General features: G+C 58.5%; 17 protein-coding genes and 1 pseudogene. 16 read left to right on the top strand and 2 right to left on the bottom strand.

Annotated elements, in window-relative coordinates:
* Positions 1-4: 4 nt before the first annotated feature.
* The 6 genes and pseudogenes from nifN to AC0L3P_RS21690 form a co-directional block, all read left to right on the top strand.
* The gene (nifN, locus tag AC0L3P_RS21715) at positions 5-1,387 is read left to right on the top strand and encodes a nitrogenase iron-molybdenum cofactor biosynthesis protein NifN (protein ID WP_473304878.1); all 1,383 of its coding nucleotides are present in this window, start codon (positions 5-7) and stop codon (positions 1,385-1,387) included.
* A gap of 22 nt (positions 1,388-1,409) precedes the next feature.
* Positions 1,410-1,805: a nitrogen fixation protein NifX gene (gene nifX / locus AC0L3P_RS21710; RefSeq protein ID WP_473304876.1), complete on the top strand. Its 396-nt coding sequence runs from the start codon at positions 1,410-1,412 to the stop codon at positions 1,803-1,805.
* Between the two features lie 10 nt (positions 1,806-1,815).
* A complete protein-coding gene (locus AC0L3P_RS21705) occupies positions 1,816-2,286 on the top strand; it encodes a NifX-associated nitrogen fixation protein (RefSeq protein WP_473255562.1) in 471 nt (156 codons plus the stop codon).
* Between the two features lie 7 nt (positions 2,287-2,293).
* Entirely contained in the window at positions 2,294-2,494 is a 201-nt protein-coding gene (locus AC0L3P_RS21700) for a CCE_0567 family metalloprotein (RefSeq protein ID WP_369726381.1), read from the top strand.
* Positions 2,495-2,507: 13 nt separating this feature from the next.
* Positions 2,508-2,792 (top strand): ferredoxin III, nif-specific, encoded by a 285-nt coding sequence (fdxB, locus tag AC0L3P_RS21695; RefSeq protein ID WP_473255563.1) that lies wholly within the window; start codon positions 2,508-2,510, stop codon positions 2,790-2,792.
* A 1,131-nt stretch (positions 2,793-3,923) separates the two neighbouring features.
* Positions 3,924-4,787 (top strand): annotated as a pseudogene (locus AC0L3P_RS21690) (aspartate-semialdehyde dehydrogenase); the annotation flags it as partial.
* Positions 4,788-5,528: 741 nt separating this feature from the next.
* Here the strand turns inward: AC0L3P_RS21690 and AC0L3P_RS21685 are convergent.
* Positions 5,529-6,119, bottom strand: a complete 591-nt coding sequence (locus AC0L3P_RS21685; RefSeq protein WP_473255564.1) for a hypothetical protein — start codon at positions 6,117-6,119, stop codon at positions 5,529-5,531.
* A gap of 324 nt (positions 6,120-6,443) precedes the next feature.
* On the opposite strand from AC0L3P_RS21685, the gene AC0L3P_RS21680 reads away from it, so the two are divergent.
* From AC0L3P_RS21680 to AC0L3P_RS21635, 10 genes are all read left to right on the top strand, one after another.
* Entirely contained in the window at positions 6,444-6,764 is a 321-nt protein-coding gene (locus AC0L3P_RS21680; RefSeq protein WP_473265628.1) for an iron-sulfur cluster assembly accessory protein, read from the top strand.
* Positions 6,765-6,803: 39 nt separating this feature from the next.
* Positions 6,804-7,076, top strand: a complete 273-nt coding sequence (locus tag AC0L3P_RS21675; RefSeq protein WP_473304874.1) for a NifU family protein — start codon at positions 6,804-6,806, stop codon at positions 7,074-7,076.
* Positions 7,077-8,288 carry a cysteine desulfurase NifS gene (nifS, locus tag AC0L3P_RS21670; protein ID WP_473304870.1) on the top strand — a complete coding sequence of 404 codons (1,212 nt, stop codon included), beginning with the start codon at positions 7,077-7,079 and terminating at the stop codon, positions 8,286-8,288. It abuts the gene before it with no gap.
* A complete protein-coding gene (gene nifT, locus AC0L3P_RS21665; protein ID WP_473304865.1) occupies positions 8,285-8,509 on the top strand; it encodes a putative nitrogen fixation protein NifT in 225 nt (74 codons plus the stop codon). The genes nifS and nifT overlap by 4 nt, the downstream gene beginning before the upstream one ends.
* An 860-nt stretch (positions 8,510-9,369) precedes the next feature.
* Positions 9,370-10,923 carry a nitrogenase cofactor biosynthesis protein NifB gene (nifB, locus tag AC0L3P_RS21660; RefSeq protein ID WP_473304863.1) on the top strand — a complete coding sequence of 518 codons (1,554 nt, stop codon included), beginning with the start codon at positions 9,370-9,372 and terminating at the stop codon, positions 10,921-10,923.
* Between the two features lie 15 nt (positions 10,924-10,938).
* Positions 10,939-11,163 carry a 4Fe-4S binding protein gene (locus AC0L3P_RS21655; protein ID WP_007600032.1) on the top strand — a complete coding sequence of 75 codons (225 nt, stop codon included), beginning with the start codon at positions 10,939-10,941 and terminating at the stop codon, positions 11,161-11,163.
* 126 nt (positions 11,164-11,289) lie between these two features.
* Positions 11,290-11,610 (top strand): nitrogen fixation protein NifZ, encoded by a 321-nt coding sequence (locus AC0L3P_RS21650; protein WP_007600033.1) that lies wholly within the window; start codon positions 11,290-11,292, stop codon positions 11,608-11,610.
* Positions 11,607-11,846 (top strand): nitrogen fixation protein NifZ, encoded by a 240-nt coding sequence (locus tag AC0L3P_RS21645; protein ID WP_456766231.1) that lies wholly within the window; start codon positions 11,607-11,609, stop codon positions 11,844-11,846. The genes AC0L3P_RS21650 and AC0L3P_RS21645 overlap by 4 nt, the downstream gene beginning before the upstream one ends.
* Before the next feature lie 11 nt (positions 11,847-11,857).
* A complete protein-coding gene (locus tag AC0L3P_RS21640; RefSeq protein ID WP_456766230.1) occupies positions 11,858-12,217 on the top strand; it encodes a DUF3024 domain-containing protein in 360 nt (119 codons plus the stop codon).
* Positions 12,186-12,494: a hypothetical protein gene (locus AC0L3P_RS21635; RefSeq protein ID WP_473304860.1), complete on the top strand. Its 309-nt coding sequence runs from the start codon at positions 12,186-12,188 to the stop codon at positions 12,492-12,494. The genes AC0L3P_RS21640 and AC0L3P_RS21635 overlap by 32 nt, the downstream gene beginning before the upstream one ends.
* A gap of 1,703 nt (positions 12,495-14,197) precedes the next feature.
* Here AC0L3P_RS21635 and AC0L3P_RS21630 read toward each other — a convergent pair.
* Positions 14,198-14,752 carry a peroxiredoxin gene (locus AC0L3P_RS21630; RefSeq protein ID WP_473304858.1) on the bottom strand — a complete coding sequence of 185 codons (555 nt, stop codon included), beginning with the start codon at positions 14,750-14,752 and terminating at the stop codon, positions 14,198-14,200.
* Between the last annotated feature and the right edge of the window lie 476 nt (positions 14,753-15,228).

Here is a 15,228-nt window from a genome sequence, read left to right as displayed (position 1 = left end):
GGACATGGCGATCGTCACTACCTCGAAGAAAGCCTGTTCGGTCAATCCGCTCAAGATGAGCCAGCCGATCGGCGGCTCATTTGCCTTCATGGGGTTGCGCGGCGCGATGCCGCTTTTGCACGGCCCTCAAGGTTGCGCCTCCTTTGGGCTGACGCTGTTCGTGCGCCATTTCAATGAAGCCGTGCCGATGCAGACGACTGCCGTGAGCGAGGTCGCAACCGTGCTCGGCGGCCACGAGAATCTCGAACAGGCGATCCTCAACATCTACAATCGCGCCGAGCCCGAAATCATTGGCATCAATTCAACTGGGGTCACCGAAACCAACGGCGATGACGTCGAAGCCTTCATCCGGTTGATCCGACAGAAGCACCCGCAGCTCGAAAAGCTCCCCCTTGTCTACGTCTCGACTCCGGATTTCAAGGATGCCTTTCAGGATGGCTGGGGGAAGACGGTGGCGCGGATGATCGAGGTGCTTGTGGCACCGTTCGACGCAGCCAGACCGCGCGATGCGTCCCGCGTTAACGTGCTACCTGGTTGCCACCTCACGCCCGGCGACCTCGACGAGCTTCGCACGATCTTTGAGGATTTCGGTCTCAAGCCCTCCTTCCTGCCGGACCTTGCAGGTTCGCTGGACGGCCACATCCCCGACGAATTCACGCCGACTACGATCGGGGGGATTGGAGTGGACGAAATTGCGACCATGGGGCAGGTGGCCTGGACGATCGCGATCGGCGCGCAAATGCGCGGTGCGGCCGAGACCATGCAGGTGCGGACAGGCGTGCCGTTCCGTCTATTCGAGCGGCTCTGTGGCCTTATCCCAAGCGACGAATTTATGGCGTTCTTGAGCCAGATCACCGGCCGGTCAGTACCCTCGAAGTATCGCCGGCAGCGTGGACAGCTGGCAGACGCCATGCTGGATGCTCATTTCCATATCGGCGGCCGCAAGCTCGCGATCGGCGCCGAGCCGGACTTGTTATTTGATCTCTCCAGCTCACTCGACGAGATGGGGGCGCAGGTCACTGCTGCGGTGACGACGACGAACTCACCGGTGCTGCAGCGGGTCAGGACCGAGGACGTCCTAATCGGCGATCTGGAGGATCTTGAAGAGCTTGCCAGGTCGCGTGACTGCGACCTCTTGATGTCCCATTCACATGGTCGCCAGGCGGCTTCGCGACTCAATGTTCCATTCTTCCGGGTAGGCTTTCCCATGTTCGATCGCCTTGGGGCTGCGCACCTCACAATCGTTGGTTATCGCGGCACGCGCGACCTGATCTTTGATATCGCCAATCTCATCATAAACGACCGAGAGATTAACCATCGGCCGACGCCTGACAGCTGGCGATTCACCAACTCTGGCCTGCAGGTCGATTCGCCTGGGTTGCATTGAGCAGGGAGAGAAAACAACGCGGATGAAAGTTGCATTTGCCACTCAGGACTTGAAGCATGTCGATGCGCACTTCGGCTGGGCCAAGAACATCGCGATCTACGAGGTCGGCCCGGAGGGGCATCGGTTTATTGAGGCGATCCAGTTCGGTGGTGACCTCACGGAAGACGGCAATGAGGATAAGCTAGCGCCCAAGATGGAGGCGATCAGGGACTGCGCAATCCTCTATGTTGCGGCGATCGGCGGCTCGGGTGCTGCACGAGTCGTCGCGAGCAAGATCCATCCGATGAAGGTGCTGCAACCAGAGCCCATCGACGAACTTTGCGTCAAACTCGAAACCGTGCTGAAGGGCTCGCCGCCGCCCTGGCTGCGGAAGCTGCTCGCCAAAGACCCGGAACGTACAGTGGATTTCGAAACCTGAAGGAACGAGGATGGGAGATACGTCCGAAGTCACTCCAGCCGCCGCGGCGGCGGAGCGGCCATTTCTGAAAGAGCTCGTCAAGATCTGGCGCGCCCAGGACTCCCACGGTGCCTGGGAGGGCAAGAAGGATCTCGATTTGCTCGAACCCTACGTCCTCGACAAGCACAAGCGCCGTGCGCTGCCTATTGTCGGCAATCCGGACCCCAAGACGACATGGCGGCTGGAGCTGTTCTTTAACGCGGTTGCGCTCTCGATCGAGAAGGCGACCGGAGTGATGATCTCGCCAATGCTGAAGATGCACAACGAAGGGTTCGGTCGGATCGTGTTGATCGGCGGTCGGCTCGTTGTTGTGAGCAAGCAGCTGCGCGACGTGCATCGCTTTGGTTTCGACCATTTCTCTGATCTCGCTGATCAAGGCGACAAATTCGTCAACAGTGGCGTTGAGATGATCCGTAAGTTCCCGGAAGTGGCGAATTATTGAGGCAAGCATGAACGATGTTGAGGCGCTGAAAGCGGAAATAAAGAAGCTGTCGGCGAAGGCGACCCAAGCCAAGATGGACCTCCACGACCTCTCCGAGGAGCTGCCGGTCAACTGGTGCTCGATCCTGAGTGTGGCGCAGAAGGCCCACGCTGCCTTCAGCGAGCTAGAAAGCAAGCGGCAAAATCTCCAAGCGCTAGACAAAGCATAGCGGATCTCAAGCCATGTCATTTAGGACCCGCGACGGCCGCAGTTGGGAACCGGATTACCTGGTTTCTATCGATCTCAAGAAGTGCATCGGCTGCGGCCGCTGCTATAAGGTTTGCGGCCGCGAGGTCATGACGCTGAAGGGGCTAAGCGAGGGTGGCCAAATCATCGATCTCGATGAGGAGGACGATGAGCTCGAAAAAAAGGTCATGGTGTTGAATGACGAAGGCGCTTGCATCGGCTGCAGCGCCTGCGCGCGGGTGTGTCCAACAAACTGTCAGACGCACGCGCCACGGGCTTGAAGCGACTTTCGCCGCTATGAATAGGACTGCCTTGTCAGAAACGAAGGCAAGTCGGGAGATCCGGTATCGAGCCGACGACATCTACGGTGCGATGTTCAATATCGAAGCCCAGTCGGAGATTCATTTGCTATTCGCCAACGTGCGACATCCAACCTGCGCTGTTGGAGCCAACCCAGCTTTCCTGAGCTGACCGTGCCCGAACATGGACTGTTGGCTGTCCTTGGGAGGGATCGGTCAAATGACACGACCGCGCCGTCTCGTGCTCGCGGACTCCAGTAACCACGGCGCAAGGAGTTGATGGGCTAGATGACTTTGGTTGCGACATTCTGCATAGTTTCACGTCGTTCTCACTGTATTGAGTACGCTGGTCAACTCTGCTCCACCATCCCCCGAGCCAGGTTGGAGCAGCCAGTACGCGGCCACCCTATTTGAGATTGTCCGGAACCGCACGTCCAAGGCAACCCGCATAACACGGGAGCGCTGGGTCGAACTGATCGATGCAACGCTTACGTGCCAAATAATGGGCAGGTCACCGCCCATCAGTGCGGCAGAAATGCTCGTGAGTAGCCTGTCTACCACCATATAAGAAGAGCAGTTGAGGCCGCCGAAGGCCGGCCCAGTATTGAGGATAGTTCCGAAACATCCCTGCCGATCGTAAAGCGTTCCGCACGCGGAAGGTGCGTGTTGTCGTTCACTTATGCAGCGTCGAGGTTCGATCTGGCAGTCTTCTACCGGTTGCGCCGCCGCCGACGTGGATCCCATGCTTTATTGGGCTAGCATAATGAACAGAACTTGTTGTTCTTAAAAGAAGGAGGTGGCCGGTTCAGAAAATGCTGAAGGGGAGTTAAGAATGTCCGATCTCGAATGCTTCAAGCCACCGATCCGTGACTCCTCAACATCAATTCTTGCGAAGCATACCGCACAAGTAGCGGTCATGTTCACGACGACCGAACGCGACCAAGACCACCACGGCCTTTGGGGCCCGGGGACGCATGCGCGCCTACTCGTCCACTGAACGCACCAGCTCTACCGAAGCCACGCTGCCACTGGTCCTGCACCTTTTTGTTGTCTGCACAGCATGGTCCGGAAGAGTGGAATCCGGGTTTCCAACCAGATCATGCTCAAACCGAAATGGAGGAAAATGTGAGTAACGACCCGTGCTCGCGATTGTCGGCGGTCACAGGCGCGGGGGGCGCCGAATTCACGCCTCCACGGACAAACGCGGCTTTCGCCCCGGCGGGCTGAAGCGCTGGCCAGCTCCCGCTCGGCCGGCAAGACGATGTCGTTCTGGAGTAAGGGCGTCGTGATCGAGGAGCTGACGACATCGCCCTGTTCTCGGATGGCAACGGCATCTCCAGAACGGACGCGCCGATCGCGGTCAGGGCAGGCGCTGTCGTGATCGACAACTCCTCCGCTTTCCGAATGGATCCGAACCTGCCACTGGTGATCCTCGAGATCAATGCGGCCCGCGTCCGCGACCGCAAGGGCATCATCGCCAACCCGAAGTGCGCCGCGATCACCGCGCTGGTGCTGCTTTGGCCAATCCACCAGAAGAACCGCACCAAGCGCGTGATAAGCGCAACTTACCGGGCCGCCAGCGGGGCCGGCGCCGCTGCGATGGAAGAGGTTCCTGAAATTCACGCGTGTCAATCTCAATAGCCAACTTTCAAGATCTTCGAGGACGGGACAATCGTGACTGGTGTGACCTGCATCCGCGTACCCGTGCTGCGCGCCCATCAACTTCGAATGCGAGAAGCCGATCACCCAGCAGCATGTGCGCCCGATCATGGCGCAAGCGCCCGGCGTGAAGGTCGTCCGACCGCACCAAAACGAGATCCGATACCAATCGCCGCCGCTGGCCAGGGTGATGTTCTGGTCGGCCGCATCCACAAGGACCTCAGCGATCCCTCAGGGCATCCGATCTCGATATTCGTTGCGGCGGATCAACTGCTCAAAGGCGCGGCGCTGAACGCCATGCAGATCGCAGGGCTGTTGCTGGGCCTGTCATCAGGCGCACGCCGAGACGATAGGTCTAGGCCTGGGTGGCCGAAGCCGAGGCTGACGGGAAATCCACCCGCCTGCTCGACCTCGCGGGTGCTGCTGATTACCGCGACGGGTACTCGGGCACTCCTACACAGTTGGCAGCACCTCCACCCCTTTGGCGACCACTCCGTCCTCCACACTCCCAGCGGCGGATTCTGTCGGGCGATTTCGCACGTACGCTACCGCGCTTCCGGGTCGGCGCGAGTTCTGCATCCACGTATGGTCGCTGCAGTCGCGGATGCCGCCGGCTTCCGCAGCACAGACATCGCGCAGCCCCGGAATGTCCGGATCACCGGCGGCCCCTCCGTGAACATCAGCATAGTGATCGCTCCTCGCGCGACATCTCAGCGCCGCTCAGGCCGGCAAAGGCCTGGAGCGCAACGCCAAAGCCAATCCACAAACCGTCGATCGGCCTTTGAAGTGTGACCGCGACCATGAACCGGTCAAACTGAGAATGTCCTAATCACGATAGACCCGCTCAGTCGGACCGTCGCGGTGAGCCGGCCTCAGCGTGATGACGACAGTGCTCTTGGCCAACACACGACCAGCAGAGTGGGCATGTCATCTTCCCGAAAAGCTGGGCCGGAAGTGCATCGTCAAGGTTTGAAAGAGCCCGCCGCAGGCGACGCGTTTGCAGTGAATCACTTTGCGGCGGACTGTCGAGCTGGCGAGAAAGGGGTCTAAGGCGATGCCTCAGACTGGGCGATTTTCGCTTCTGTTCTTCACCGGCTCCATTTTGGCTAGGCCGTCCTCGTATGAGATCTCCGTGTATGATCCATCGATTTCCTTGGCAGCATCGAGCAAGTAATCGAGCCTCGCGGCGGTACCGAGCTTCTTGAGGTCGTTCTTGTCGATGCCGGCGAGGTCCATCATCTCCTTCCATACGGTTGATTCATTGCAAGGCAGAATGCGGAAGGTGATGTCGCCTATTTTAGTGCGGTACTTCGCAAGCAGATCAATGTTGTTGCAGAAGATGAAATAGCTGCCGTTGGGGCTCAGCCTGCCATCCAGCACCTTCGCGGCCTCGGGTAGATAAGCGAAAGAATGCAGATATCCGGCAAGGACTGGGATGGCTGGTTCGCCTTCTTGTGCGATTGCAAGAACTTGTTCGATGGAATAATCCGGTGGTCGTTTTTCGTCGGCGAACTGGGCTTGGAACTTCAGCGCGATGTCGCCTCGAAATCCAAATCGCCCCGACTTCGTTGTTTCACTCTTAAGCACCGCATTCAGCAATCGCCCCTCCTTGTCCAGCGGGCCAAGAGCGGTGTTGTCGATCGAGGTCATGGAAGCCTCCTCATCAATTTGTGGTGTGCACGGGTCGCCCAATGCGACGTGCCCCTACCTTCCTGCAAGTTGTTTGCCGTCCGCGATGTCTGCAGCGACGTAGAGCGTAAACGGCGGCTTGGCGCGATTTGCGTGGATACCTGCTGCCACCATCACGAGGCCTCGCACGCATGACATCCTGCTGCCGGAAAACCGCCTGTCGCGAACCCGACAGGTCGCAAATCGAGTGGTGGGCCTCTGCAACAGAAGCTGGTTTCACCTGCATCTCGACTGGCATGGGATTTGCCATTTGTGCTTTGCGAGAGAACTGAGAACGAGCCAGAGATGATCAACCTAACGGATAGCGCTATCAACGCACTGAAGGCCGCAATCTCCTCGACTGCGCAGCCGGCAAGCGGTTTACGGATCATGATCGAAGGCGGCGGCTGCCAGGGATTCACATATAAAATGGGTCTTGCTCATGAGCCAAGCTCCGATGAGACCGTGTTCGAGCAAGGCGGGATTAAAGTCTTTGTCGACAACGCGAGCCGGGCGCATCTCAACGGCACCACGATCGATTTCGTGGTGTCGCTCGAAGGATCAGGATTCCGCTTCGATAACCCAAATGCCAAATCGAGCTGTTCATGCGGCAAATCGTTCAGCTGAGTCGCCTTGGTACGCTTGGCAATGGAATGAGCATCGAACATGGGCGTGAAGGCTGAACGGACGAAGCCGTCTTCGACTATCGAGCCTTTCGATCGCGAGCGGATTGTCCGCGCCGTGCTCGATGAGAGTCGGGGACATTGTGAGCTCGTCGCAATAGACGGCAACAAGATCATGGTCGGGCTCGCTGGCGCTTGCATGGTATGCAAGCTTCCGGGCACGACGCTCGCGGCCATTCAGGCGGGCCTGAGCGAGCGGCTCGGACAGTGTGTCCGCCTGATCCCGCTGCCCGGAGCTGCCAAAGTGAGGGCTTAAATGCAGAGCGAACTCTCCGTGCAGCCGATTTACCTAGACAATAACGCCACGACCCCTGCACATCCCTTGGTGGTCGCCGCAATGCTTCCATTCTTCTCTGGGCAATTCGGCAATGCGTCGTCCGGGCATGCATTCGGCATTGAGGTTGCACCCGCATTGACGCAGGCGCGCCGAAATGTGCAGGCTCTTATTGGCGCGGCATTCGATCACGAGATCGTTTTCACCTCCGGCGCGACGGAATCTGACAACACTGCAATCCTGTCCGCGCTCGCCGTGCAGGAAGGACGCGACGAGATCGTCACAACCGCCGTTGAGCATTCGGCCGTGCTGTCTCTTGCCGAGGAGCTAGGCCGACGAGGAATCAAGATCCATGTCATTCCGGTCGATGCAAGCGGTCGATTGGACATCGAGAGTTATGGCAATGCCTTGTCGGAGCGTACGTCAGTCGCCTCGATCATGTGGGCCAATAATGAGACCGGTACGATTTTTCCGGTGAAGTCCCTCGCCAAGATGGCGCGCTCAGTCGGCGCGCTCTTTCACACCGATGCAGTCCAGGCCGTCGGGCGGATTCCCATTGACCTGAAGACGACGGACATCGATATGCTGTCGCTCTCCGGCCACAAGCTCCATGGTCCGAAGGGCGTCGGCGCGCTGTATGTGCGCAAGGACATTAAGTTCCGGCCGCTGATCTTCGGCGGCGTGCAAGAGCGGCGTCGCCGCGCTGGCACCGAAAACGTCCCAGGCATTGTTGGCCTCGGCAAGGCGGCGGAACTCGCGGCGGCACACCTCATACAAGATCAGATCCAGATTTGCGCCTTTCGCGACCGGCTGGAGCGCGGCATTCTCGCGCTCGGCGGTTGCATCGTGCTTGGTGATATCAAAAACCGCCTGCCAAATACCTCTAACATTGCCTTCGAGCGTCTCGAAGCGGAGGCCATCGTCCACCACCTGAATCGTGACGGAATTGCCACCTCACTCGGTTCAGCCTGCGCGTGCGGCTCGATGGAGCCGTCCCATGTCCTGCGCGCGATGAGAGTAGCGCCGGCGTTTTTGCGCGGTGCGGTTCGCTTCTCGCTCTCGCGAGAGACGGCGCTGGATGAGATCGATCGTGTGCTGCAAGTCCTGGCGCACATTACTTCCGAACAGAGAGCCCTGTTGCGTGCGTGTCAGGAGCGTGCGGGCGAGAGTTCGCAACCTGCAGAGCCCCTATGAAGGTCATGATTCGTCGTTCGCCTGAGACAGGCCTTTCGATTTATGTACCCAAGAAAGATCTTGAGGAGCCGATCGTCGGCTGGGAGCACGAGACGCTGTGGGGTGGTTGGATTAAAATCGCAAACGGCTGGGTGCTCGACCTACCGCCGATGGCGAGCGACACCACCCTACCAATCACCATAAACGCCAAGAAGCGCGGCGGCGAAGCAACCGAAAAATGAAACTCCGTGTCTATGGACGTCGTCAAACTGGGATGTCCAGGGAAGTCTTGGCGGGCGCGGTGAGCGCGTACCGGTCAACGCGACAGCCCATGCAGCCTTGTTCGGAACCAAGATCGTGCTGCCGCGCGCTGCCAAAGGCAGTATCTTGGCCGGGGCGCAGCATCGAGGCATCCGGCCAGCGGGATGGCATTGGTGGGGAGGCCTTCGCGACCTCCCCTTTTCGGCGGCCGCCAGGCCGCTCGTTGCATTCCGCGCGTCTTAACAGCGTCAGGCCAATGGCTGGACTCCATAAGGTTCAGCTTTGAATGGTTGAGTCGCGCGCCGGCCCAGATCGCAGGCTCAGAAGTATCAACCTTCGTGATGATCCCTGACCCTGGCGAGCGGGCGTTTCTCTTCACCTGGTTGACAATGCCCTTCCGGAGCATCACGCAGGGGTCCGCGTGATCTTCCATGGCATAGGTCAGTCACAAGACTGCTTTCTCTGCTTCTAGGCTCGCCTTATCAACCTGTCCTTCAAAGCGCCCCGGACGTCTTTTGCGGATTGTGCTTTGCCTAGGCGTCACGTTCTGACGGAAGATCAACTTTCAAACGACGCCACCCGCCTGCCGTTTGCCGAAGCCATAGCTGAAGCTGCCTGCCGGGCCTCAAAACAATGGTGTCAGCGCTGTTGTGATCGCAACCCTTGTCAGCTTTCCAACATGAATTGATAAAGCTAACAATCGACCAGGGCTTAGCTAAGTACTTGAAAGCGAAGTTTTAAATTCATCCTGCAGGAATGGCACGCCAGTTGCTCTTGGCTTTCCAGAAAGACTCTGGGGATGCTTGCCGAAAGGGTTCGGCTTGCGAAGAGAATTGGAACAATGAGTACTTCAGCGCAACACCAGGTATCCTGCGGCGGCGAGATCAGCGAGACCATGCAAGTCATGGCGACGCACAAGGGCTGCGGTACGATCGGTGGCAGCGGTAAGTCAAGCTGCGGATCTCAGGCTGGCATCGCCAATCTGCCAATTGAGATCTGGGAAAAGGTGAAGAACCATCCGTGTTACAGCGAGGAGGCGCACCACCATTATGCCCGCATGCATGTCGCCGTCGCACCCGCCTGCAATATCCAATGCAATTACTGCAATCGTAAGTACGATTGCGCCAACGAATCCCGTCCTGGCATTGTCAGCGAAAAGTTGACGCCGATGCAGGCCGCCAAGAAGGTGCTGGCGGTCGCTTCCGCGATCCCTCAGATGAGCGTGGTCGGTGTTGCCGGTCCTGGCGATCCGCTCGCGAACCCGGACAAGACATTCAGGACATTCGAGCTCGTCAATAGGCTCGCGCCAGATCTCAAGCTGTGCCTCTCGACGAACGGCCTTGCGCTACCCGATCATGTCGACACAATCGCGAGACTCAAGGTCGACCACGTGACGATCACGATCAACATGATCGATCCCGAAATTGGTGCAAAGATCCATCCGTGGATCTTTTACGGCCATAAGCGCTGCACCGGCATTGAAGCCGCAAGAATACTCAGCAATCGACAGCTCCAAGGGCTGGAGATGCTCACCGCGCGCGGCGTCCTGTGCAAGGTCAACTCGGTGATGATCCCCGGGATTAACGATCAGCATCTGGTCGAGGTTAACAAGGCCGTGAAGTCGCGCGGCGCCTTCCTGCATAACGTGATGCCGCTGATATCGTCGCCGGAGCATGGGACCGTCTTCGGCCTCAGGGGGCAACGCGGCCCGACTGCACAGGAAGTGACAGCATTGCAGGATAGCTGCGAAAGCGAGATGAACATGATGCGTCACTGTCGCCAGTGCCGGGCCGACGCCGTCGGACTGCTCGGGGAGGACCGTGGCGCGGAGTTCACAATGGAAAAAATCATGGTGATGGACATCAAATACGACGAGCAGGCCCGGAAGGAGTATCAGGCTAAGGTCGAGAAGGCGCGCACCGCGAAGCTTGCGGCCAAGCAGGACGCGCTTGCGCGGCTCGCCAGCGCGTCCAGCGAAATCAAGGTGTTGGTGGCGGTTGCAACCAAGGGCTCGGGATTGATCAACCAGCACTTCGGCCATGCCAAGGAGTTCCAGATTTACGAGCTCTCGACTTCAGGCGCAAAATACGTTGGTCATCGAGCAATCCATTCCTATTGCCAAGGTGGTCATGGCGAGGACAGCAAGCTCGAAATGGCCATCGGCGCCATCAAGGATTGCCACGCCATATTCGTGTCAAAGATCGGCGGCTGCCCGAAGGCCGAATTGATCAAGGCCGGCATAGAGCCGGTCGATCGGTACGCCTGCGAGTTCATCGATGGCTCGGTCACCGCCTGGTTCAAACTCTATCTCGATAAAGTCAATGAGGGGAAGATCCATCACGTTGAAAGGGTCGATGCAGCGGCCCGCTCCAACGCGCTGACTTCCGCCGCCTGAGGATGGGTTCAAGTAATGCCGTTCAAGATCATCGCGTCGCAATGCACGGGCTGTTCGGCGTGCGAAACGCAATGCCCGAACCTCGCTATTTCCGAGCGAGCCGGCGTTTTCCTGATTGATCCTGAGAAATGCACCGAGTGCGCCGGCTACTTTGACGAGCCACAATGCGTGGCGGTTTGCCCCGTTGACAATACATGCGTGCTCGACGCGGCGCTGCCGCGTCACCAGGAGCCTGCTTGAGGGCCACGATGGATGTCATGACGACACTAGCGGTTCAGAAACTCGGGCGGTTGATGCTCCGCATTGACAGGCGGCGGCCGCGGCTGTGCGAGACGTTGTATCGAACTGTGGAACGGGGACGACAGCATGAGCAACATCGCCCGCGATAGTGAGATCGTCGAGCTGACGGACGCCCCCTTGTTTGACTATGGCGACAAGGTGCGGGCCAACCGCACCATCCGCAACGACGGCACTTATGTGGGCAAGGAGATTGGTGAGGTTCTGGTCAAGAAAGGTGAGCTTGGCTATGTCGTCTCGATCGGCACGTTCCTACAACAATTTTATATCTATGGGGTCGAATTCCTCGGCTCCGGCTATCGCGTCGGCATGAAAGGCAAGGAGCTCGACCTAGTCAGGCGAAGCCGCGAAGGCGAGGAGCCTTCCTTGCCAGGAGCGGCATCCCGATGATCGAACCAAGACTGCCAAGATACCAGTCAGGCCAACGTGTCAAGGCGGCGATAGATCTGCTCAATGACGGTTCCTTTCCGGACGCGTCGCCGGAAGAGTGTCTAGTCAGCGTCGGGCACGTTGGTGAGATCGTCCAGATCGGTCGCCATACGGACGCGAACCTATTCATTTATATGGTCGACTTCGGCAAGCAGTTGGTGGTTGGCTGCATCGAGGCAGAAATTTCTGCAGTCTAGGAGGTTGCGCAATGAACGCGGCAATCATCAGAAGACATCATTCCGGCTTGCCTGCACATCCCAACGAGCTCGACCGATGGCGAATCGTGCGCGCACTCACGAAGCGCGAGCGCTACCGATATGTCTCGCCAGAGGTGACTGCGGTTCCTGGCGGCTATCTGGTCGAGAGCCCGTGTTGCTCAGGCAATATCAATGCGGAGGGCGGCCTGGTCGAGATCGCGCTGCTGCGCCACGACAGGACTGGGGCGGCATGGCAGCTGTTCCGCAAAGATCACGGTAAGGGCGTCTGGGAGTGGCATTCGACCCATCAACGGCTTGGCTTGGCGACAACGGTTCTGAATGCCGATCCTGAACGTTTATTCTGGCGATGAGGATTTGTGGATGGTGTGCCAAGGTGAATTGACCATGATTGAGCAGACGCTCGCCGCTATTGACACAGGCTCTCAGCCCTGCCTGACGCTCCGGCAGAAATTTCCACATCTTGCCTGGATTTGTTGCGACGCCTCCGACATGACGCACACTCCGTTCCGCCGGTTTGGCCAGTTCGACCTGCATTCACTCCACCGCGGAGATCAATGTGCGCAGATCACGAATGATCCGCGGCGCGCCAGCGGCATTGTGCTGGCCAAGCGCTCTGCCATGTCATGATCAAGCAATCGCTGCCGGTGCCAGGCTCACAGGGCGCTAGGCCCGCGGGTTTTTTGCCATGCCGTCGTGCCCGGCCTGGCGAAATATCACGATCAGGTCGCTCGCTCGTTCATCGGGTCCATGACACGGGGCAGGCGATGGTCTCGCATCTTGTTCGCTGAGGATGGAATTTCCTGGCTATCTCTACGTGGCCCCTTCGATCAAGAACACTGCGGCGGTCAAATGAGGAAGAGCAAGCCGTGCTCGGTCAGCTGACGAAGAAAACCTCATCCGTCGCAGGATGTCCGCAGAACCGAGCAGGTATGAGAGGACGTTTATTCTTCGCGCGGTAACGCCGTACACTCGTGAAGGCCGGTTCATCATGCGCGGGAGCACAACGATCGTCCTGGCCGATCCAGCGAGCGCTTTCGAGTTGTTGTTTGAAGGACCGAATCGAGCATCCCTGTCTCGATAGCTTGCTTCCATGTTGAACCGCCTGGCGCGCGTCGGGAATCGGGTTGGTCACGCGGATAAAGATACAGAAGGACAGAGAACAAATTCGCGTGTAGTTCATGTTCTTATCTGGAAGATAAAAGCCCGCTTGAATAGTTGCCGATGGTCATTGATATGGTAATGGGAAGCGGTTGCGTCGTTTTTCAAAAACAAGGCGCTGCAGATAAATGTGCAACGCGAAATCGGAGAACATGACGTGGCAAAAAGCACCAAGCGCAAAGAATATAGTAAGGACGAGGTCAAGCTGCTCAAGGCGCACTCAAGGGCCCGCACCCCGGTAGTTAGGGTTTCAAAGCTTATGAAGCGATCCGAAGGCTCCCTAAGGCAGAAAGCGTCCACCTTGGGGATTGGCTTGGGTCACCAGCGCTGAGATGGGATCAAGCTTCGGAAATCGACCGGTGTGATGATCGAGATCGTCAGGCGGCGTGCGATTACTGGCCAGTTGGTCGTCTCAGGCTCGGCGCCGACGGTTAGGTCGCGCGGCGAACGAGCTGACCGGCTTCTCCGTCGATCCGGTTACTTGACCTAAACCCGACCGATTGTCGTGTTCAATCAGCGACTCAACCGAATCGCTCGTCGCAACGTGCTGCTTAGGCGCTGAATATAGATTTGCCGGGCCCGGAAAATACGTTGTGCGAGCGCGTCGATCGACGGCAGGCACACGTCGTTCGCGGCTAAGCCATCTGCCGCTGCGTCCATCCTTCTCAAGGCGCGGCGACTGAAACCTAGAATGCCCCAAGCGGGAGAGATTGGTACCCTGTTTCCGACCCCGTGGGCGCTGGATCGCCCCCTTGAAGTTGCATGCCGGTAAGCCGCAGACAAAAGAGAACCGCGGTCCGGCCTACGACGAAGTATAAGGAACTCCGGCGGGAGATGTGCGTCCGGCAGGCGCAGAAGCGTACAAGCGTTTGTATGTTCATGGGCAGCCGCGCTGGCATCCGCTTGTGTTCGGGATGATGTGAGGTGAGCGAAGCGGCCGTGAACGCTGTTCATCGTCGTGATCGAGACCGTGGATATCGCCGCCGCGACTGCCGCGCGAATATCGCGGCGGCGGCGTCAGAGTTCATGACCGGTAAAGAGACCTGAATTGCGGGTCGCACGCGCTAGCAGTGTTTGCGGCAGCATCGTCTCACCTGACATCATCGAAGAACGATTGCGTCTGACGTCCCGCGGCCGGAACGCTCGTCCAACTGCACGATCGATATGTTGCCTCAGGCAATTTTAAGCGTGTCGCCGCCGATTTCGCGGTTGCAAGGGCAGAGCTCATCAGTCTGTATCGCATCCAGAACGCGTAACGTGTCGGTGGGGCTGCGGCCGACATTGAGGCTAGTCGCATAGACATGCTGGATCGTGTTCTCAGGATCGACGATGAAGGTATAGCGATGTGCGATGCCATCACGCGAGCGCACTCCAAGGCCATCGACCAGTGCGCCCTTGGTGTCGGCAAACTGCCAGATGGATAGACGGTGCAGGTCCTTATGGTCACGCCGCCAGGCGAGCTTGCAAAACTCGTTATCGGTCGACCCACCAAGCACGATTGCGTCGCGACCGGCGAAATCCTTCGTCAGGCGGGCAAACTCGGCGATTTCGGTCGGGCAGACGAATGTGAAATCCTTCGGGTAAAAGAAGATGACTTTCCATTTGCCGGGGAAACTTCTCTCAGTCAGCGTCTCGAAAGCGCTTTGCCCATTCTCCTCCTGCAGGTGAAAGCCGGGCTTCACGCCTATGATGTCGAACGGCGGCAACTTACTTCCAATTCCAAGCATATTGTCCTCACAACATCGGGTCACACGGAACATCGTTCCACGACTGAGCAAGCAATATGCCACCCGATCTGGCGGCAAGTGCCCGCCATGCCCGTCGTGGAACATTCGCCTTTGATGGTGGCGATGTCCTCGAGCCCGATCTGCAACATGTCGTCTCCTCAATTGTCTCGGGCGTAAGGCGCGGGATTTCCCGTTTGTGCTCCTTGGCCGGCGCTCGCAGTGGAATCCGAGCGCCGAGGCTTTGTCGGGTTTCTGTCAGAGCCCTTGCGGCTGTCCGGTCCGCCACAGCATGCCGGCGTCCGAGGCCACGCTGTTAGTCGAGGGTGATCAGAGGCTTAATGCAGGTGCGAAGGAAATGGCACGCCAGTTGCTAACTGGATGGAGCAACAACGAGCGAGGGCTGAGGGCACGCCGACGCTGATGGCGAGCGATGGCCTCCTTCCCGAAACTCGTGTGCCCATGGTTTCTACGAGAGA

The sequence above is a fragment of the Bradyrhizobium sp. WSM4874 genome (genome assembly GCF_055811835.1).
The sequence above is the reverse complement of the archived record's forward strand: the minus strand, read 5'-3'. Positions and strand labels throughout refer to the sequence as shown.

Excerpts from the sequence above, each read along its gene's own strand:
- AC0L3P_RS21635 (WP_473304860.1), top strand. The coding sequence starts at position 12,186 with ATGCCGATCCTGAACGTTTATTCTGGCGATGAGGATTTGTGGATGGTG.
- AC0L3P_RS21700 (WP_369726381.1), top strand. The coding sequence starts at position 2,294 with ATGAACGATGTTGAGGCGCTGAAAGCGGAAATAAAGAAGCTGTCGGCG.
- fdxB (WP_473255563.1), top strand. The coding sequence starts at position 2,508 with ATGTCATTTAGGACCCGCGACGGCCGCAGTTGGGAACCGGATTACCTG.
- AC0L3P_RS21675 (WP_473304874.1), top strand. The coding sequence starts at position 6,804 with ATGGGCGTGAAGGCTGAACGGACGAAGCCGTCTTCGACTATCGAGCCT.
- nifN (WP_473304878.1), top strand. The coding sequence starts at position 5 with ATGGCGATCGTCACTACCTCGAAGAAAGCCTGTTCGGTCAATCCGCTC.
- AC0L3P_RS21630 (WP_473304858.1), bottom strand. The coding sequence starts at position 14,752 with ATGCTTGGAATTGGAAGTAAGTTGCCGCCGTTCGACATCATAGGCGTG.
- AC0L3P_RS21680 (WP_473265628.1), top strand. The coding sequence starts at position 6,444 with ATGATCAACCTAACGGATAGCGCTATCAACGCACTGAAGGCCGCAATC.
- AC0L3P_RS21645 (WP_456766231.1), top strand. The coding sequence starts at position 11,607 with ATGATCGAACCAAGACTGCCAAGATACCAGTCAGGCCAACGTGTCAAG.
- nifS (WP_473304870.1), top strand. The coding sequence starts at position 7,077 with ATGCAGAGCGAACTCTCCGTGCAGCCGATTTACCTAGACAATAACGCC.
- nifB (WP_473304863.1), top strand. The coding sequence starts at position 9,370 with ATGAGTACTTCAGCGCAACACCAGGTATCCTGCGGCGGCGAGATCAGC.
- AC0L3P_RS21640 (WP_456766230.1), top strand. The coding sequence starts at position 11,858 with ATGAACGCGGCAATCATCAGAAGACATCATTCCGGCTTGCCTGCACAT.
- AC0L3P_RS21705 (WP_473255562.1), top strand. The coding sequence starts at position 1,816 with ATGGGAGATACGTCCGAAGTCACTCCAGCCGCCGCGGCGGCGGAGCGG.
- nifX (WP_473304876.1), top strand. The coding sequence starts at position 1,410 with ATGAAAGTTGCATTTGCCACTCAGGACTTGAAGCATGTCGATGCGCAC.
- AC0L3P_RS21650 (WP_007600033.1), top strand. The coding sequence starts at position 11,290 with ATGAGCAACATCGCCCGCGATAGTGAGATCGTCGAGCTGACGGACGCC.
- AC0L3P_RS21655 (WP_007600032.1), top strand. The coding sequence starts at position 10,939 with ATGCCGTTCAAGATCATCGCGTCGCAATGCACGGGCTGTTCGGCGTGC.
- nifT (WP_473304865.1), top strand. The coding sequence starts at position 8,285 with ATGAAGGTCATGATTCGTCGTTCGCCTGAGACAGGCCTTTCGATTTAT.
- AC0L3P_RS21685 (WP_473255564.1), bottom strand. The coding sequence starts at position 6,119 with ATGACCTCGATCGACAACACCGCTCTTGGCCCGCTGGACAAGGAGGGG.